At 52.3% G+C, this 18,484-nt stretch carries 12 protein-coding genes; 7 read left to right on the top strand and 5 right to left on the bottom strand.

Annotation, left to right across the window (positions count from 1 at the left end; genetic code table 11):
- Nucleotides 1–152 precede the first annotated feature (152 nt).
- The 3 genes from ABD028_RS22920 to ABD028_RS22910 all read right to left on the bottom strand — a co-directional run bounded on the left by ABD028_RS22920 (nucleotide 153) and on the right by ABD028_RS22910 (nucleotide 3,292).
- Nucleotides 153–824, bottom strand: coding sequence for an ABC transporter ATP-binding protein (locus ABD028_RS22920; protein WP_343847648.1), 672 nt, complete (start codon nucleotides 822–824; stop codon nucleotides 153–155).
- Nucleotides 825–833: 9 nt separating this feature from the next.
- The gene (locus ABD028_RS22915; protein WP_343847647.1) at nucleotides 834–2,057 is read right to left on the bottom strand and encodes an HlyD family secretion protein; all 1,224 of its coding nucleotides are present in this window, start codon (nucleotides 2,055–2,057) and stop codon (nucleotides 834–836) included.
- Nucleotides 2,058–2,374: 317 nt separating this feature from the next.
- On the bottom strand, nucleotides 2,375–3,292 hold the full coding sequence (locus ABD028_RS22910; RefSeq protein WP_343847646.1) for a GGDEF domain-containing protein: 918 nt from the start codon (nucleotides 3,290–3,292) through the stop codon (nucleotides 2,375–2,377).
- A 215-nt stretch (nucleotides 3,293–3,507) separates the two neighbouring features.
- On the opposite strand from ABD028_RS22910, the gene ABD028_RS22905 reads away from it, so the two are divergent.
- Nucleotides 3,508–5,619 (top strand): tetratricopeptide repeat-containing diguanylate cyclase, encoded by a 2,112-nt coding sequence (locus ABD028_RS22905; protein WP_343847645.1) that lies wholly within the window; start codon nucleotides 3,508–3,510, stop codon nucleotides 5,617–5,619.
- On the opposite strand, the gene mrcB is transcribed toward ABD028_RS22905, so the two are convergent.
- Both mrcB and hrpB read right to left on the bottom strand, forming a co-directional pair.
- A complete protein-coding gene (gene mrcB, locus ABD028_RS22900; protein ID WP_343847644.1) occupies nucleotides 5,616–7,928 on the bottom strand; it encodes a penicillin-binding protein 1B in 2,313 nt (770 codons plus the stop codon). The genes ABD028_RS22905 and mrcB overlap by 4 nt on opposite strands.
- Nucleotides 7,928–10,393, bottom strand: a complete 2,466-nt coding sequence (hrpB, locus tag ABD028_RS22895) for an ATP-dependent helicase HrpB (protein WP_343847643.1) — start codon at nucleotides 10,391–10,393, stop codon at nucleotides 7,928–7,930. The genes mrcB and hrpB overlap by 1 nt, the downstream gene beginning before the upstream one ends.
- A gap of 165 nt (nucleotides 10,394–10,558) precedes the next feature.
- Between hrpB and ABD028_RS22890 the strand changes: the two genes are divergently transcribed.
- The 6 genes from ABD028_RS22890 to ABD028_RS22865 all read left to right on the top strand — a co-directional run bounded on the left by ABD028_RS22890 (nucleotide 10,559) and on the right by ABD028_RS22865 (nucleotide 18,385).
- On the top strand, nucleotides 10,559–11,848 hold the full coding sequence (locus ABD028_RS22890) for a GGDEF domain-containing protein (protein WP_343847642.1): 1,290 nt from the start codon (nucleotides 10,559–10,561) through the stop codon (nucleotides 11,846–11,848).
- The gene (locus tag ABD028_RS22885; RefSeq protein ID WP_343847641.1) at nucleotides 11,845–13,782 is read left to right on the top strand and encodes a TonB-dependent receptor plug domain-containing protein; all 1,938 of its coding nucleotides are present in this window, start codon (nucleotides 11,845–11,847) and stop codon (nucleotides 13,780–13,782) included. The genes ABD028_RS22890 and ABD028_RS22885 overlap by 4 nt, the downstream gene beginning before the upstream one ends.
- Nucleotides 13,779–14,282 (top strand): YfiR family protein, encoded by a 504-nt coding sequence (locus ABD028_RS22880; protein ID WP_343847640.1) that lies wholly within the window; start codon nucleotides 13,779–13,781, stop codon nucleotides 14,280–14,282. The genes ABD028_RS22885 and ABD028_RS22880 overlap by 4 nt, the downstream gene beginning before the upstream one ends.
- A 16-nt stretch (nucleotides 14,283–14,298) precedes the next feature.
- Nucleotides 14,299–14,859: an RNA 2',3'-cyclic phosphodiesterase gene (gene thpR / locus ABD028_RS22875; protein WP_343847639.1), complete on the top strand. Its 561-nt coding sequence runs from the start codon at nucleotides 14,299–14,301 to the stop codon at nucleotides 14,857–14,859.
- 98 nt (nucleotides 14,860–14,957) lie between these two features.
- Complete coding sequence (gene purU / locus ABD028_RS22870; RefSeq protein WP_102794219.1) at nucleotides 14,958–15,812, top strand: formyltetrahydrofolate deformylase; 855 nt, start codon at nucleotides 14,958–14,960, stop codon at nucleotides 15,810–15,812.
- Nucleotides 15,813–16,000: 188 nt separating this feature from the next.
- Nucleotides 16,001–18,385, top strand: a complete 2,385-nt coding sequence (locus ABD028_RS22865; RefSeq protein WP_343847638.1) for a TonB-dependent receptor — start codon at nucleotides 16,001–16,003, stop codon at nucleotides 18,383–18,385.
- Nucleotides 18,386–18,484 lie beyond the last annotated feature (99 nt).

The following is an 18,484-nucleotide window of genomic DNA, read 5'->3' as shown; positions in this document are numbered from 1 at the left end:
AGGGTCCAGATAGGCCGCGCGGATACCCTGCAACTGGGCCAGAATACCCAGCGGCACGGCCAGCATCATCAGAGCCAGCCACAGACGAAAATTGCTGATGCTTTGTGTCAACCAGTACCGGCTGATATCCACTAGTAGTTTCATACCCTTCCTTAGGCTGATAATGCACCGTCCTGAATGCGGCAGAGCCGTTTGGCCTGCCTGGCATAATCCATATCATGGGTAATCAGGCAAATGGTTTTGCCCTGCTGATTCAGGCTTTGCAATAAGGCAAAAATCTGCTCACTGGTGGCCGAGTCCAGATTACCGGTGGGCTCGTCGGCCAGGATCAGCGACGGTTCATTGACCAGTGCGCGGGCGATGGCCACCCGCTGCTGCTGCCCGCCTGACAGCTCGTCCGGATAACGGCGGGCATAGTCCTGCATACCGACCGCGCTTAGGGCGGCCTGCACTTTTTGCCGATAATCGCGCCGCCTGATTTGCGGGTTATAGGACAGCGGCAGCGCCACATTGTCACAGACCTTAAGATGGCTGAGCAGATTAAAATTCTGAAACACAAAGCCGATTTCACGGTTTTTAAGCTGCGCCACCGAGCGGGCCGTCAGCCGGGTGGTATCTTTACCCAGAATTCGGTACTGGCCCTGGCTGGGCGGGTTTATCAGCCCCAATATAGACAGCAGGGTGCTTTTGCCACTACCCGAAGTGCCAACAATGGCCAGATAGTCGCCCTGGTTTATTTGCAACTCAATATTGTTCAGCACATCCTGACTGGCTTTAGGGTAGCGAAAAGACAGGTTGTGGATTTGTATTAACGGCGTTTCCATGCCAGCTCCTTATAATGAAAATTCCTCTGACGACACCAGCGCCGTGGGTAACAACAATACCTGCTGGCCCTGCTGCAGATTGCCAGTCACCACCAGCAATTGGTCAGGCCCTTCCGAGATGGTGGCGGCGCTGCGCCGGGCTTGTTGATTGTCCACCTGATACAGGCTCCAGGCCGGGTATTGCTGGAAATTGTCCGGGCGGTGCAGCACCAGCAGCGACTGACTGACGCCGGTTTCAATATGCGCTTCCACCGACTGATCGGTTTTCAGCCAAGCAGGGCGCTGCGACAGGGTTAAAAAAACGCTGATTGCGCCATTGCGGATCACCGAATCAATATGCTCTACCACTGCCGCCACCTGGCCACCTGGGGTGCGAACAGTGGCAGCCAGTCCCAGCGCCATCTGCCCGGCACTGTACTGAGGTACCTGGATTTCGGCTATCAACTCGGCGGTATCCACCAGTTCCATCAGGCTCTGGCCCTGACTGACGCGCTGGCCAACACTGACTTCAAGATTACGGGCAATGCCGTCGATACTGGCGTATATAGTCAGGGCGTCGAGGCGCGCCTGTAAAAATGCCCGACGCTGCTCGGCGGCGCTGACCTTCATCTGCAGGGCGCGTAACTGCTCCTGGCGGCTGTCTTCAAACAGGCTGAGCTGCCTGGCGGCGGCTTGTTGTTCCAGACGCAGTTGTTCCACATTCATCTGCTCCTGGGCAAATTTAATTTTCGATACCACCCCGGATTCCGCCAGTTGCCGATTGGCATCCAGCTCCAGTTTTTGTTTTTTCAAAGCGGTGTCGGCGCGATTTAAATCGGCCTGGTACTGATAAGCGCGAATTTGCAGCTCGCTTTGTTGAAGCTGGGCGTCGGATTGCACCGACAGCAGTTCGTAGTCGGCCTTTTGTACTTCCTGTTCCAGTTGGTGATTAACAATTCTGGCCAGTTTCTGGCCCTGCTGCACCTGCTGACCGGGGCGGATTAATACCTCGGTGACCAGCCCTGCTTCCATCGCCGACAGCACCAGCTTATGCCTGGGCACAATAGTGCCAAAGCCTTTGATACTTTTGGCCTGCTGGTACTCATTCAGGGTCTGTAAGGCGGAGAAGTGAGCGGGTATGGCCGGACGGGTCAGCCAGTAAATTGCCGCTGCGCTTAGGGCCAGTAAAATTACCACAGCGGTGATAATTATGTGGCGATTAAAATGTCCTTTTTCTTCCAAATACTGATGCATTTACAACGTCCTGTTGGGTTTAAGCTAGCAGATTACAATCAGGTTCCAATATCTGGTGGAGTGGGATCAGGGATGTTTATACAAATCGGAATACACCACGTATCACCACTTGGCAAAGGGGAACAATACTCCTTACATGAAGATCCAGCATAAGCAGCAGTAGCCGTTGCAGCGACGATAATCGCCGCAATTATTTTCCTAATATTAAATATCTTTCGCATAACATTTTCCTTTTGTTTGGTGGTTACCATACAGTCCGTTGCAAATGCACAATTAAGTTAATCAGCCAACAATAATTTGTAAATATTTTTTACAAATTAATTATCGCTTTTTGCGATAACACAATTCCTGCCACTGGCTTTGGCCTGATACAGGCCATCGTCGGCCCGTTTAATCAGACTTTCAATTTTATCCTTGCTGCACAAGGCGCTGACCCCGGCGCTAACGGTAATGGAATAGGCCTGCCCCAGTTCCTTATGGTAATCGTACTGCCCTATGGTTTTGCGCAATCTTTCAGCAAGTTGGGTGGCTTCTTCCAGGTCGGTATTGGGTAAGAGTACGGCAAATTCCTCACCGCCGTAGCGACATAGCAAATCCTGCTGGCGTAGCTGCTTTTTGCATAGCTTAACCATGGCGGTCAGCACTTTATCGCCAGCAATATGGCCAAATCTGTCATTTACCTGCTTAAAGTGATCCAGATCGAAGATCATCAGCGAGGTGGGATGGTGATAACGCTTAAACTCGGCAAATTTTTCCTCCAACGCTTCCATCAGCTTGCGCCTGTTGTAGGCGCCGGTCAGCTCATCCAGTTCGGCCAGGTTCTTAAGCTGCAACTGCATGTTATGCCGTTCGGTAATATTGCGTGCCACCCATACCACCGCCCGTTCACCGTCAACCGGATTGGAGAGGGGCTGGATACGGCCTTCAAACCAGATGTCCTGTTCCGGCCCTTCGGCCAGTTCCAGGCCCTTTACATCGTGCGCGCCCAGCGCATATTCCACCGTGCGCAGGCGATTTTCTTCGATGGTCTGGCGAATCTGCTCTAAAAACCAGTCGGCCAGCTCTTTGGGTAGTACGTCGTGCAGACTGAAATTCACCAGGTGGGAGCCGTCATGGTAATACCTGGCATCATGCCCGCCAATCAGCGCTACATATCTACCGCTTTCAGACAGAATAAATACCGGATCGGGTAACGCCGCCAGCATCTCCATCAGTAATTCCAGATTTTGCTTCAATCCAGCTACGCCTCAAAGGTTCTAGCAATACCCTGATCCACACCATTTTGCGATATACCAAATAGTGGATACCACACTTGTTTATCCGGGCATCAATGCGGTAATACAAATGTAACATTCGGGTTAAATTTATATTAGCATTAGCTTGGCAATTGAGATACCCGTTGTAACTTGCCAGAAAGATGGATCGAACGCGAAGAAGGAAATAGATGTACATGAATCATTCTCTGCATTTGCTGACACTGCTACTCTGCTTGCTTCTCTGTCTTTCGTATACCACCCATGCTAAGTCCAGTCATACCAGAGAGCTTATTGAGCAGGCCAAACAGCAGCGTGAAATGGGGGAGTTTGGCCAGGCCGTTAAGACAGGGCAGCTTGCATTGTCGCTGGCCAAAGACAGCGGTAATCAGGCGGATATTGGTCGCGCCATGGTCGAACTTGGCGAAATCGCCAGGGAGCAAGGCAGACTTGACGACTCAATGGAACAGCTTGAAGCGGCGCAGGCGATATTGCAGCACACCAACGATATTCAGGCGCAGGCCAGAGCCATAGGGGCTAAGGCTGACAATCTGCGCATTCTGGGGCAGCATCCCAACGCCCTGATACTCAGTCAGAAGTCACTGGAGCTATATAAAAGTATTGATGATGAATTAGGCATGGCCGATGAGTATTCCGCCATTGGTGTTTCGCTTGAATGGCAGGGGGCCTGGCAGGAATCTCTGCTTGCCTACAACAATGCGCTGGACATTGCCAAGAAATACAATGATACCGTCAGACTGGCCACCGCTTTTTATAACATCGGCGAAATCCATCGTGATATGGGTGATCAGAATACTGCCCTGACCTATTTTCAGGATGCACTGCGTCTGGATATGGACTCCGGCCAACCCAGAAATATTGCCTATAGCCACACTAAAGTCGCCACGGTGTTAAAAGATCTCGGCAACATTGATGAAGCCAGACAGCATATCAAGCAGGCGCAAGCCCTATTCGAACAATTAGAAGCCAAGCGCGATGCACTGTGGGCCAAGCTGGTGCTGGCCAGAATAGAATTTACCGCGCACAACATTGCACTGGCAGAACAACTGCTGCTGGATGGTTTGCAGGGCCTGAAAGAAAAATCGGTACTGGATCTAAAAGTAGACGCCAAACTGCAATTGGCGGAACTGTACCTGAGCCAGAACAACCTGGAACTTGCCAAACAGCATATTGAGCAGGGACATGAATTGGCCGTCACTCAGCAAAGCAAAGATAAACAAGCCAGGTTTGAGGAATTCAGGGTGGCGCTGCTGGCCCGGCAGGAAGACTACAAGCAGGCCTTTTTGTCGTTACAGAAAGTTCAGAAATTAAAGGGCGAATTACTGGACCAAACCCGTGCCGAATCCCTGGCCCGCATGCAAAGTCAGGCCGAGTTTACCCGCCGGGCCCAGGAAATCCTGTTACTGAAAAAAGATCAGGAATTGCAACGCGCCGCCGCAGAACGTGAACGTATTCTGTGGTCGTTATGGATAGTCGCACTGGTCAGTGCCTTTCTGGTGTTGTTTCTGGCTTACGGTAAATACAGTCAGCGCCGTCAGACCCGCCAGTTGAGTGAACAGGTTGCCCAGCGAACCGCGCAGTTAAACGCCAAACATCAGGAATTGCAGGAAGCCTACAGTCAGGTCGAGCAGGCCAGTACCACAGATCCGCTCACCGGCCTGCGCAACCGGCGCTTTCTTGAGCAGAATCTGCAACCTGATTTACAGCGCAGTCTGCGTATACACCGCGATCGTCCGCATGACAGTGGTGATAATGACCTGCTGTTCTTTTTGGTGGATCTGGACGATTTCAAACGGGTCAATGACGTGCACGGTCACAGTGCGGGTGACCTGTTGCTGCAGCAGTTTGCACAGTTACTGCAGCAAGTATTTCGCAGCTCAGATTATCTGGTGCGTTGGGGCGGCGAGGAGTTTCTGGTGATATCCCGCTTTACCAGCCGCCAGCAAGCGGCTGAGCTGGCACAACGCTTATTGACCACAGTATTGGAGCATCCCTTTACCCTTAGCGACGGCACATTGTTGCCAAAGAGCTGCTCAATAGGTTACAGCTGTTATCCGCTGGCCCCTGAGTTTGCAGTGGAGATTGGCTGGCAACAGGTGTTGGAAGCCGCAGATGCTTGCCTGTATGCCGCCAAACTCTCAGGTAAACACTGCTGGATAGGCATTGAGGGGCCACGACAAACTGATTTACCTACCCTGCCCTTTTCCTGGTCAGCGCTGGCCGCTGCAGGTCAGTTGCGGGTGCGCGCTTCAATAAATAAGATTAACTGGCCACCGCAGCCAGATTAGTCTCCGAATACACGTTCCCAGAAGCTTTTTTCTTTGGGTGCTTGCTTAGCTGGTACTTTACCCGCACAGCCTTGCGGGGCGGGCAGTGCGTCGAGCACTGCTGGCACACTGATACTGTCGGGACAACCCGCTTGCAGGTGATGGCCATTATGCGCATCAAAGTGGGCTATCCCCAGGCCTTGCGGGAATGGCCTGACCAGGGATTTAGGATGCTGTAATTTCTGATACTCAATATATAACGGCAGCGCCCCGCTGGCACCAGCCAGGCCGGTACTTTGGTTATCATCCTTGCCCAGCCAGATGGTCACCAGGTTGTTGCGATCAAAACCGGCGTACCAGCTATCCCGGTAATCATCTGTGGTACCGGTTTTGCCAGCCAGATGCAGATTGGGGAAGGTCTGCTTCAGCACTTTGGCCGTGCCGTCCCGGGTTACTTTATTGAGGGCATAATTAAGCAGGTAAACCGCCTTGCGGTCGGCCCGGCGCTCGGCGTGCAGTTGTTGTTGCCAGATTAGCCGACCGTCGGAGTCGGTGACCGTATCAATGGCATGCAGTGGCAGATACAGCCCTTCGTTGGCGAGGGTCTGGTACATCTGATTGACTTCCAGCGGGGTAAAGGCCGCCGCGCCCAATGTCAGCGCCGGATACTGGCTGACATCCTCGTTAACCCCCAGGCGTTTTAAGGTGTAGGCAATTTCTCCCAGCCCCAGCTGCATACCCAGGCTTACCGTTGGCACGTTTAATGAACGGCTAAGCGCAGTCAGCAACGACACTTCCCCCCGGTACTGGCGGTCTGAATTCTGCGGAGACCACATTTGCCCCTGGCTGCTTTTTAACTTAATCGGCTGATCTTTCAGTGGCGTGGCAAGATTGTAATAGGCCGGTTGTTCCAGCGCGGTCAGGTACACGGCCGGTTTAATAATCGAGCCGATTGAACGCCGGGCATCCAGCGCACGGTTAAAGCCATGATAATCGGTATCTCGACCACCAATCAAAGCACGAATTTCACCGCTGGCAATATCACTTACCACCATAGCCGCTTCTAACCCGGAGATCTTGCGCTGCTTTTCCAGGTTGCTCAGCCCCTGGCTGACCACTTGTTCTGCTTTGCGCTGTGCCAGCGGGTCTAGGGTGGTAAATATTTTAATACCGGCCTGATGCAGGGAAGGATCGGGTAAGGCCTGATTCAGCTCACGCTTAACCTGGTCCATAAAAGCCGGGTGCTTGCCCCTGGCCAGTTTGGAGCCCTGCGCCAGCCCCAGGGGGGCTTTAAGCCAGTCGGTATACTGCGATGCGGTAGCTTGCTGGTCATCAAAATACAGACGCAACACCAGGTTACGTCGTTCCAGCACCCGCTCTTCATGACGTCTGGGGTTGTAATAAGACGGCCCTTTTATAATACCCACCAGCATGGCCATTTCCGGCACGCTCAGTTCATTCAATGGCCGGTCAAAGTAAAAGTAGCTGGCCAGACCAAAACCATGCACGGCGTTGGCGCCGTTCTGACCGAGGAACACTTCATTCAGATAAGCCTCGAGTATTTCATCTTTGCTGTAACGCAGCTCAATCAGCAGCGACATTAAGGCTTCATTTAACTTTCTGGTCAGGGACTTTTCATGGCTGAGGAAGAAGTTTTTCACCAGCTGCTGAGTCAGGGTGCTGCCCCCCTGCACTGCCCGACCGGCGCTGAGGTTGGCAATCAACGCCCTGATAATTGACAATGGCGCCACACCAAAATGCTCGTAAAAGTCGCGATCTTCCACCAGCAGCAACATTTGCAACAACGCAGGCGGTACATCCACCAGTTCCACCAACATGCGATCTTCCTGGCTGTTGTTGGTGAAGCGAGTAACCAGCCAGGGCTCCAGACGTATGTTATCCTGGGCGCGGCCACCATCCAGTTGAATCGCCGCCAGTTCACCTTTGGCAAAACTCAGGGTCACCCGGACCTCATCTTCAAAGCCCTCGGCAAATTCAAAGGCACGACGATGAAATATCAATTGACTGCCCTGGCGACTGTACTGGCCACTGCCCTTAACCGCAGACACCCGCCGGTACGCCAGCCATTCCAGTTCTTCCACCACCTCGTCCATTGCCAGCGCCTGGCCCACTTGCAGTAACATTGGCCGGGCAAAAATCTGTGCTGGCACCTGCCACTTGTCGCCGCTGAATTTGTCTTTTATTTGCGCATCCAGGTACAAGCAATACGCCGTCAGGCTAACCAGCCCAACCAACAAAAATTTGCCACTGTGGCGCCAAAGCCATTTAAAAGGATTACGGGAAGGTTGAGCTGCCTTGCTTTTACGCATTACATCGCCTTTTTGGTTCGGGTGGTGGCTTGCGCCGTGGCCGGATTATCCGGCCAGAAGTGTTTGGGATAACGTCCTTTCATTTCCTTTTGCACATCCTTGTAAGAACCTTGCCAGAAACCGGCCAGGTCGCCGGTCTTTTGTAGTGGACGCCGGGCCGGGGACAAGAGTTCCACCAGCACCGCAATACGGCCATTGGCAATGGCAGGGGTGGTGGCCATACCATACATCTCCTGCATACGGACCGACAGGCATACCTGGCCATCCTCCTGGTAATCCAGTGTGCAACGACTGCCGCTTGGTACCAGCAGGTGGCTTGGCAATTCTTTGTCCACCAGGCTCTGGCTGTTCCAGTCCAGTCGATTGCGCAGCAGATTATGCCAATCCAGTCCCTGCAACTGCCGGAAACTGCGTACCTCACCAAGATAAGGTAACAACCAGTCGGCCAGACTGTCCAGCAGGGCGGCATCTGTCCAGTCTTGCTCAGCCGGCTGCCCCAGATAGCGAGCGGCCAGACGGATGCGACGCAGCAATTGAATGCTGCTATCCGTTAAGGGTAACCAGGCCAGTCCTTTGTCTCGGATGAGTACCGCCCAGATTTGCTCCAGTTCAGCCTTGCTGGGATGACTCATCACTTCGCTGCGTATTTCAATGCTGCCCAGCTTACGTATTTTACGGGCACGAATCTGTTCGGCCTGCTGGTGCCAGTCACAGCGCAGTTCTTCTGTGAACAAGTGGCCAACCGTCGCTTCAATCTCTGCCAGGCTCAGGGCAGCACTCAGCCCGGCGCGAATATCTCCGCCATCGCCGGTTTGCATTAGGTCCGCCACCAGCAGGTACTCATGACTGCACAGCGGATCCAGTTCGTCTAACTTGACGCCGATCCCCCTGGCCAGCAGGTAACGCCCGGCACCGCGTTTTTTGGCAATGCGATCGGGGAACGCCAAAGCCAGTAATTTGCCGGCTGCGCGGCTATCCAGCGTGGATGCCAATCTGCCACCCAGCCGCCTGGCCCAGTTGCCCGCCAGTTGCATAATAGGGTCCTGGCGGTGACGCAACAACCAGTCGATACGCTCAACCATATCCAAAGTGTATGACGGTTTAAGGGGGTCTTTACTTTCCAGCAAAGCTGCCAGCATACAGGCCAGGGTGAGTGCCTGCGTGCTTTGCTGTGACGCTGACAGCATCATATTGGCCAGACGCGGGTGACTGCCCAGCTTGGCCAGCTCACGACCGTGACGGGTGACACGCATATCGCTATCCAGTGCGCCCAGCTGTTTCAGTAACGTCGTGGCCTGCGCCAATTGCGCGTCTGAAGGTTTGTCCAACAAAGGCAGCGCTGCTAATTCAGTGCCCCAGGTCAGGGCTTCGAGCATCAATGCAGACACATCGCTTTGTAATATCTGTGGCTGGCTTTGTGCGGCCAGACGTGCTTGTTGCTCTTGTGGCCATAAACGGTAACAAACACCCGGCCCTACCCGACCGGCACGCCCCGCCCGCTGGGTGGCCGAGGCCTGCGAAATACGCTGGCTGACCAGATGGGTGACTCCCTGGTTCAGATCAAAACGGGCTATTTTTTCCAGCCCGCTATCCACCACCACGGCAATGTCTTCAATGGTCAGACTGGTCTCTGCAATATTGGTTGCCAATACCAGCTTTTTGCAGCCTGCAGGTAAGGGCTCAACTGCGGCCATTTGCGCTTGTTTGCCCAGTTCACCATACAAACAATGCAGGCGAATCGATGCGTCCAGATGGGGCGTCAGCAATTGCGCCAGTTTGCGAATGTCTGCTGCACCGGGTAAGAAGGCCAGCACCCCCTGGCGATGCTCTTGTAACGCCTGTAACACCAGGCTGGCCATCCAGGGCAGCCATGGCTGACTGGTGGGTACCGCTTTATAATGGTATTCAATAGCAAAACTGCGCCCCGCGCTTTGCAAGCGGATGGCATCAGGCAGCAGTTGTTCAAGGCCAAGCTCATCCAGGGTGGCCGACATCACTAACAGGCGCAAATCTTCGCGCAATGCCCCCTGACTTTCCAGACACAAGGCCAAGGCAAAGTCGCTGTGCAAATTTCGTTCGTGAAACTCATCAAAAATCACCACGGCAGTGTCGGCCAGTTCGGGGTCCTGTTGCAATTTTCGGGTTAGCAGGCCTTCTGTCAGGATCTCCAGCCGGGTGTTACTGCTGGTTTTACTTTCGCCGCGGATACGATAACCCACGGTCTGGCCCACCGTTTCACCCAATTTGGCCGCCAGATAGCTGGCAATAGCGCGAACGGCCACACGACGTGGCTGCAGCATCAGTATTTTTTTGCCGCTGAACTCGGCCTGTGTTAGCAAATGCAGGGGCACCAGGGTGGACTTGCCGGCCCCCGGTGGCGCGCTAAGGATCACATTTTGTTGTTTAAGCGCCGTCACCAACTCGGACAACACACTCATTACGGGAAGGGGTGAATCGGTATTCATCTGCCGGATAAACTTACATCAGTGCATGCATTCTATCATCGCTGTCTGGAGCGAGCTGAATTATCTCGGCATTCACCACAGAATCTATGCCCGGCAAGTTGCCCACTTGCGGTTATTCGCTAAACTGAAATAAATAACACCTTGTTCCTTAATAGGTTAATCAGTTTGGACGAGGCAAAGGCCCGCCATCTGCGGCCAACAAGCTCACTGGTCAGAAGACTTACACAGCTTAATCTCGCGGTGATGGCCGGGTGCATGCTGCTGGCTTTTACCCTAATCACCTTACTATTGTGGCTGACCGCCAGAGAAAGGCAGGCGGAAGCCGCCGAAATCAGCATTGCCCAGCTCGCCCACAATGTTTTGCCCATGGTGATTTTTGGTGACAGTACGGCAGCAAAGCATGAACTGTCATTGGTCGGCCAACAGCAACAGTTACTCTATGTGGCGGTGCGCGATCGCGAAGCCAAGCTGTTTGCTGAGTTAACTAAACCGGACTTTTCGCCGCCCACGCTGGATAACCAACCTTTACATTCAACACCTTATATCGCCTTCTCTGGCCTACAACTAATGCTTCACTACCCCATGTGGATGCAGGAGCAACTGGAAGGTGATGTGCTAATGGTGATGGATATCACCGGCTTATTGTATTGGTTTCTTCGTGTGGTTGTGATGCTGGCTTTTTTGCTGGCATTGCTGTTTGCGGGCTCTGCCATGTTACTGGCCAGAGTACAGCGTCAGGCGCTTGCCCCCCTTCTGTCACTGACCGCATTGGCTCAGCAGGTGGGGCAGGAACACAATTTTACCTTAAGAGCTTCAGTGGTAAGAGAAGACGAAATAGGCATCCTGACGCTTAGGTTTAATGACCTGTTAAAACGTCTGGAGAAGTGGCAAAAGGAACTTAATCAGCAGCTCCAGCAAGAACAGTTGCAGGGGCAGCAGCTCAAACAACTGGCCTACCGGGATGCACTTACCAATCTGCCGAACAGGCTGGCATTAAATACGCGCCTTAAACAGTTAACCTCTGACACCACGCAGCACCAGGTACTGAGCTGCCTGATGTTTATAGACTTGGACAACTTTAAGTATGTAAACGATCACTTCGGCCATGACGCTGGTGATGAAACACTGGTAACCGTTGCCAGGCGCATTCAGAAGATGGTTCGCGACACCGATTTGTTGTGCCGACTGGGGGGCGATGAATTTGCCCTGCTATTAACCCGTGTCAGTCAACCTGAAGCTGCTGAAAAGCTGGCTGAGCGGATTGTAAAGAAGATCAATGAGCCGATTGTGGTCAAAGAGAAGGTCATGCCCATCGGTATCAGTATAGGGCTGGCCTACTACCCAACTGATGCCACCTCTTCGCTAGACTTACTGAACTGCGCAGATGAAGCAATGTATAGTGCCAAACGGGCCGGAAAAAATGACTTCAGAGTCTATTCCAGAGGCGCAACATGAAAAGATACCTGGGCATTGCAGTCGTACTGATGTCAGCATTGACTCAGGGCCAGACTCTGCCCGATCTGGAAGCATTGCTGGCCCAGCCACTCCAGGAAATTCCGGAAGACACCGAGGTAACTTCAGCCTCACGTATGGCGCAAAGCAGCTCTGAGAGCATGGCCATTACCCACATCATTACCGACCAGGATATCTTGCAGTACAACCTGCGCTCCATGGCAGACATTCTGGCGCAGTTCAGCGGATTAACCACGCGCGATGACGACAGCTTTCTGTATGTAGGCGCCCGGGGCATTGGCCGGCCCAGTGATTTTAATGCCCGTATTCTGTTTTTGCTTAACGGCACCCGTATCAATGAAAATATGCTGGATGCCAGTCTGCTCGGCAATGAATTTTTTGTGGACGTCGAACTTATTGACCGGGTTGAATACAGCCCCGGAGCGGCCGCGGCCTTATATGGCAACAATGCGCTGCTTGGCGTAATTAATATTATCACCAAGTCTTCTGCCCAAATTGGCACACTGGAAGGCTCGCTCAACCTCACCCATGAAGGTGACAAGCACATGCGGCTGACGGCCGGTCACCGCTCTGAGCAGGGTAACGACAGTTGGTTTTCACTCAGTCATATTGGCCGGGACGATATTAAATTTGGCTTTGACCTGTTCTCGCCGGAAGACGCAGCCTTTGAACATCTGAATCAGGAAAAAAGCACCAGAGTCACCCTCAGCCATCAGCAAGGCGGACTGCATTTTAATGCGGCCGGTGTATGGCGTGAACGACAGTACCCGGAGCTAGGTCTTGTGCCTGATTATACCGAGGTGATCAGAGACAACAGTGACAGCTACTTGTTAGCCCTGACATATGATGCCCGCCTAACCCCTTACACAGATATTTACCTGCATGCCTCCACTCATGGCAATGACTACACACGCTCTATTCCAGTACAAGAGAGTGATAACAGCCTGGACAGAGTGGATAGTCTTTTTTCCGGTCGCTGGAGCAATATTGACAGCCGCCTGATATATCACGGATTGCAGAACCATCTATGGCTTGTGGGCCTTGATTTGCAGCAGGATCACCGGCAATTATTCGATGCCCGTTCACAAAGTGGTCTGTTACAGCAGCGTTTTACCAATAACGGCCTTCGCTACGGCATATACCTGCAGGATCACTGGCAGGTAGCCTCAGACCTGGCGTTGCAGTTAGCCCTGCGCTATGACCATACAGACAGGGCGGCGCATTGGTCGCCCAGCTTGTCCATTGGCTACCAGATAAATGCAGATAGCAGATTATTGTTACGCTACAACCGGGCTTACCGCGCCGCCAATCAACTGGAAAGTGGTAATAACCGGTATTTTTTTGCCCCGCGCTTAGGGGGGGAATCCATATCTACCAGTGAGGTCAGTCTGAAACAGCGCTGGTCCAGCTCATTTACATCCTTTGTGACCCTGTATTATTCAGATATCGATGACCTGATTACCGAATATCTCGACGCGCCGGTCTTTTATAACAGCCCGCCGATTAAAAGTCTGGGCCTGGAGGCAGGTGTCAGTAAACGCTGGGCGGATGGCACTAACCTGGTTGCTTCCCTGGCCGTGCAACGCACCACAGATGAAGAATTTGGCCGACTGGGCAACTCGCCCATGCTGATTGGACAATTACGTTACAACCGCCCAATTTGGCGGCCTGACCTAGTCTTCAGTTGGCTGACCCAGGGTATCAGCGAGCGCATTACCCCTTATGGGCGCCAGGGCGGCTACATTAGCCATGATTTGAATCTGGTCTGGACCCCAAACCGTTCGCTGGATCTGGCGCTCGGCATCCAAAATGTTGGCAACAAAAGGATAGAAGAAGTCACGGATCTTAGCGGTATTCCTACCCTGCAACGGCCCCGGCAGGCGCATTTGTCTGTGCGCTGGAGATGGGCACCATGAGGCTGATGCTGTTATTCCTGATGCTGCTGTGTCCATGTCACTGCCTGGCCAGTGGATTAAGTCAGAATCAGCTAAAGGCGGCTTTTCTATACCGATTCAGCCAATTCAGTACCTGGCCCCCGCCCCCCAAACAGGAAATGGTGTATTGCGTTGTTGGTAACCCCTCACTATTTACTGCGATCAGTGAACTGCTCAGTACGCAGCCAAGCAAGCTGAAGAGCAAAGTTGTCACCCCCATCGACAGCAAAGAGGCACAGCAATGCCAGTTGCTGTTTATCAGCCAGCAAGACCGCCAGCAAAGCCTTTACTGGCTTGAAGGAGTCAAAGATTCGGCTGTACTGGTGGTGGCTGACACCAGTGAAGGTTTCAGGCAAGGTGCAGCCATTGGCTTAATTGCCGACAATAACAGCCTCAATTTCAGCATTAACCTTACCGACGCCAGAGCCAGAGGGCTGGAACTTAGCGCACATCTGTTAAAATTAGCCACCGAAGTACGCTGAAATCCAACAGGTTGTTATGATGCGAATGTTTTTCGGGCTAGATTTGGCAGGGGCAGACAAACTCGCCATTGATACCTGGCGCAATAAGATGTTGCCCCCTCTGACCCAGCCCGTCAGCACGACGAATTTACATATTACCCTGGCCTTTTTAGGCGAGGTACCTTCCAGCCATTATGAGTCTGTCTTTATGGCTGCCCGACAGGTTTGCGGGCAGGCATTTGATTTACACATAAACCAGACTGGCTATTGGTCAAAGCCCAAAGTGTATTGGATAGGACCGGCCAGCATACCGGATGAACTCCTTGATCTGGCCAGGCAATTGCGCAGCCAACTGGCATATCAGGGGCTGCCAACAGACCCCCGCCCCTATCAGCCGCATATCAGTCTGTTTCGCAAACTGCGTGAAAATCCGCCCGCCCCTTTGTGCGAGCCAGATATGCGGCTATCGTTCAAATCCTTTTGCCTGTTCGAGTCACACTCTAGCAGCTCGGGCGTCAATTACCGGGTACTGGAGCAATGGCCACTGGCGGTTGCCGGCTCAGTGCGGGAAAGACTGGCAAGAGGTGAGCTGGATTAACTTTTGGTTATGCTATGCATCAGTAAACCGTTTTCATACCTTTTACCATGCCTCACCAACTGGTATAACGTGCGCATAACAAATAAAGGGACGCTGCCATGCAACAAACTTTTCGCCTCGTCATTGATTGCCCGGATCAGGTAGGTCTGGTGGCTGCCGTCAGCCAGTTTCTGGCCAGTCACAATGCCACTATTGTGGAAGCCAGCCATCATACCGATTTGCAAACCGGCCGCTTCTTTATGCGCCACGAAATACGGGCTGATTCACTGCCGTTGAGTCTGGAGGCCTTTCGCTCGGTGTTCCGGCCGTTAGCCGAGCAGTATCAGATGAACTGGCGCCTGACGGACTCCCATCAGAAGCAAAAGGTGGCGTTGCTGGCCAGCCATGAGTCCCATTGCCTGATTGATCTGCTACATCGCTGGCATACCAACGAATTGTATTGCGATATTCCCTGTATTATTGCCAACCACCCGCATATGCAGCAGTTTGCCGATTGGTACAATGTGCCCTTCCATTGGGTGGACTTTCAGGCCCTGGGCAAAGACAAAGCGTTTGAAGAGGTGCAAACCTTACTACAACATTATCAGGCCGACCTGACCGTGCTTGCCCGCTTTATGCAAATTTTGCCTAATCAGTTATGTGCAGCGCTGCGCGGCAAAGCCATCAATATTCACCACAGTTTTCTGCCGTCTTTTGCCGGTGCCAAACCCTATCAGCAGGCCTACGACCGTGGCGTAAAACTGATCGGTGCCACCTGCCATTATGTCACCTCAGATCTGGACGAAGGACCAATTATCGAGCAGGAAGTCATGCGTATCAGTCATAGTGATACGGCCGCAGATATGGTGCGAAAAGGCAAGAACTGTGAGAAACAAGCCCTTGCCAATGGTGTGCGTTATCACCTGGAAGACAGGGTGATTATCCACCACAACAAGACCGTGGTGTTTGCCTGAAAGTAACCCGTTCCATCAATCTGTCAAAAAACATCAGATTTAAACCTAAACATATGAGATTCAAAAACAAAATCTGCTAGCTGAAAATTTAAATCTGTTCATATACTGAGCTTCTGTGCCCAAAGTCACAAAACTGTCACCGGGCACATTCTTAAGGTAGATACGCTTATAATAACCTGGAGCACAATATGAACATGTCAGGCAACAAAGGCCTCAGCAAGAACTCCCTGCATCTGGCAATTCTGATGGCATTGACGGCATCCCCAGCGGTCAATGCTCAGGTGTCGTCTGACACACAAGCCGATAATGTAGAAAAAGTGGTTGTCACATCACGTCGTAAGGAAGAAACCCTGGTAGAAATTCCCATGTCGGTGTCCAGTATTTCCGCCATGGATATTGTCGACAGAAACTATACCAGCTCCACCGATATCTACCGCACTCTGGCCGGTGCAGCCATGCCGCGAGGCCAGTTGATCTTAAGGGGCTTAAGCGGCGGCAACACCACAGTGCCGGATACCACCGCCACCTTTGTTGACGATATTCCTTTTGAATTTACTAATCTGTCAGACGTTGAACGTGTGGAAGTACTGCGTGGCCCGCAGGGCACACTTTATGGCTCCAACGCCATAGGCGGCACCGTACGTATTATTACCAACAAACCCAAGCTGGACGAGTTTGAATTATTTGGCTCTTTGCAGGTTGGCGCCGAAAAGGACGTTGACGGCTATGACAACAACCTGACTCTGGGTATCAATGTGCCCCTACTGGACGGCAAGCTGGCCCTGCGGGTGAATGGCAACAAAGATTATGACCAGTTGCCATTTGTCAATATGCATACCGGCCTGCAATCTGACAAGGAAAACCGATTCTTACGTTCACAACTGCTGTGGCAGGTCTCGGACCAGATGGATATTACCCTGGGATTCAGCCGGGTTGAAAATCATGAACGAGGCGAAGATCTGGGTGACCGTTCCAAACCGGGTTTTTACTATGACTTTATTGCCACCGCTAATCCCGATGCCCCTTACGGCTATGACATTGAAGACATAGTGGTAGAATGCGACCCAGCACTGGAGCGCCCGGCCTGCCGCGGTGGCAATGCCCCCAAAGTGGCACAAAATGTTGCCCAGAAATACCAGGTTTGGGAGCGCCTGGATCCCTGGTATAAAAACAGTACTAATCTGTATACCCTGAATATCAATCATGACAACCTGTTTGATATTGCCACCCTTAATTATGCCGGCTCCTACCGTAAGTACAGCATGAGTTCGCTGGATAGCTGGACCAGGCTGGATGCAGACGATTTATTTCTGACCTGGATTATCAATGACGATTACGACGACTATCAGGAAAGAACCACCCACGAACTGCGTTTTCAGAACCTGCATCCCGGCCCGCTCAGTTGGACCGTCGGTATGTTCTACGACAAAAAACTCACCGAAGACTCCTTTAACAATCAGAACCAATATCATGAACAAGGGGACCTGGTGTCCGCATTGGCGCTGTATTGGTGGGGCGTAGACGTTACTCAACTGGGGCAGGAAAATTTCGGCAATCCGCAAAATAACTGGCGCTACTCGCTGATTAAAGACTATTACCGCGAGCTGGCCTTGTTTGCCGACCTGGCCTACACATTCGACTTGGGCGAAATGGGTGAGCTGGAGCTGAATGCTGGTATTCGTCGCTTTGATCTGAAAGACGATTTTCATGATCAAGCCAGTGGTATTTGGTCTGACGAAACCACTCTGTCCAGCGGTGATGAATCGGGTAACCGTTATAAATTCAGTGCGTCCTGGCGCCCTTCAAAAGACATGTCGGTCTACGCCTTGTATTCGGAAGGCTACCGTCCGGGCGGTAACAACGGCCCATTACCCGGCTCCTGCCAGGACGACCCCAATGCACCGCAACGCCAGAATCGTTATACCTCTGATGCAATTAACAACTATGAGCTGGGATTAAAGGCCAGCGCCTTTGGTGGACGCGTAGATTTCGCCACCGCCGTGTATCAAATCGATTGGACAGACATCCGTACCGATATTTATATGCCCACCTGTGGTTTTACTTTTACTGCCAACGCCGGTGAGGCCCGTTCAAGAGGCTTTGAGTTTGAATCCACCGCCAGACTGGCTGAAGAGCTGGAGCTAATCTTTAACACCTCTTATACCAATTCGAAAATCACCGTGGATAACGACGCCATTAAAGCGAAAAAGGGTGACAGTATGACCATGGTGCCGGACTGGAACGCCTATCTGGCCCTGGACCAGGGCTTTGAATTTTTTGGTAAGCAAGCCTATGCCAGACTGGATTACACCTACTACGGTGAGTACAAAACCCATTTTAATACCCGTGATGAAGACATTGTTGCAGCCTACAGCTACTTTAATTTGTCTGGACGTTTGGAAGTCACAAATGATGTGAAGCTCAGTGTGCATCTGAATAACCTGTTTGACAAAGAAGCCGTGCAATACCGCTCTGCCCGAAGCCGGGACCAGGACAACACCACAGCGCAGCAATATATCGAGTATCTGGCGGGCAGAACCCTGACCATCAGGCTGGATTATACCTTCTATTAATCATGCCATTCTTTGGCTGAAGCCCCGCATTGGCGGGGCTTGTTATTTTCGCTGAATTCAAGTTGGAAACACCGTCTATAATCCAGATATGGGTATTTT

Source organism: Bowmanella denitrificans (genome assembly GCF_039522935.1).
GTDB classification, from domain to species: Bacteria; Pseudomonadota; Gammaproteobacteria; order Enterobacterales; family Alteromonadaceae; genus Bowmanella; species Bowmanella denitrificans.
The sequence above is the reverse complement of the archived record's forward strand: the minus strand, read 5'-3'. Positions and strand labels throughout refer to the sequence as shown.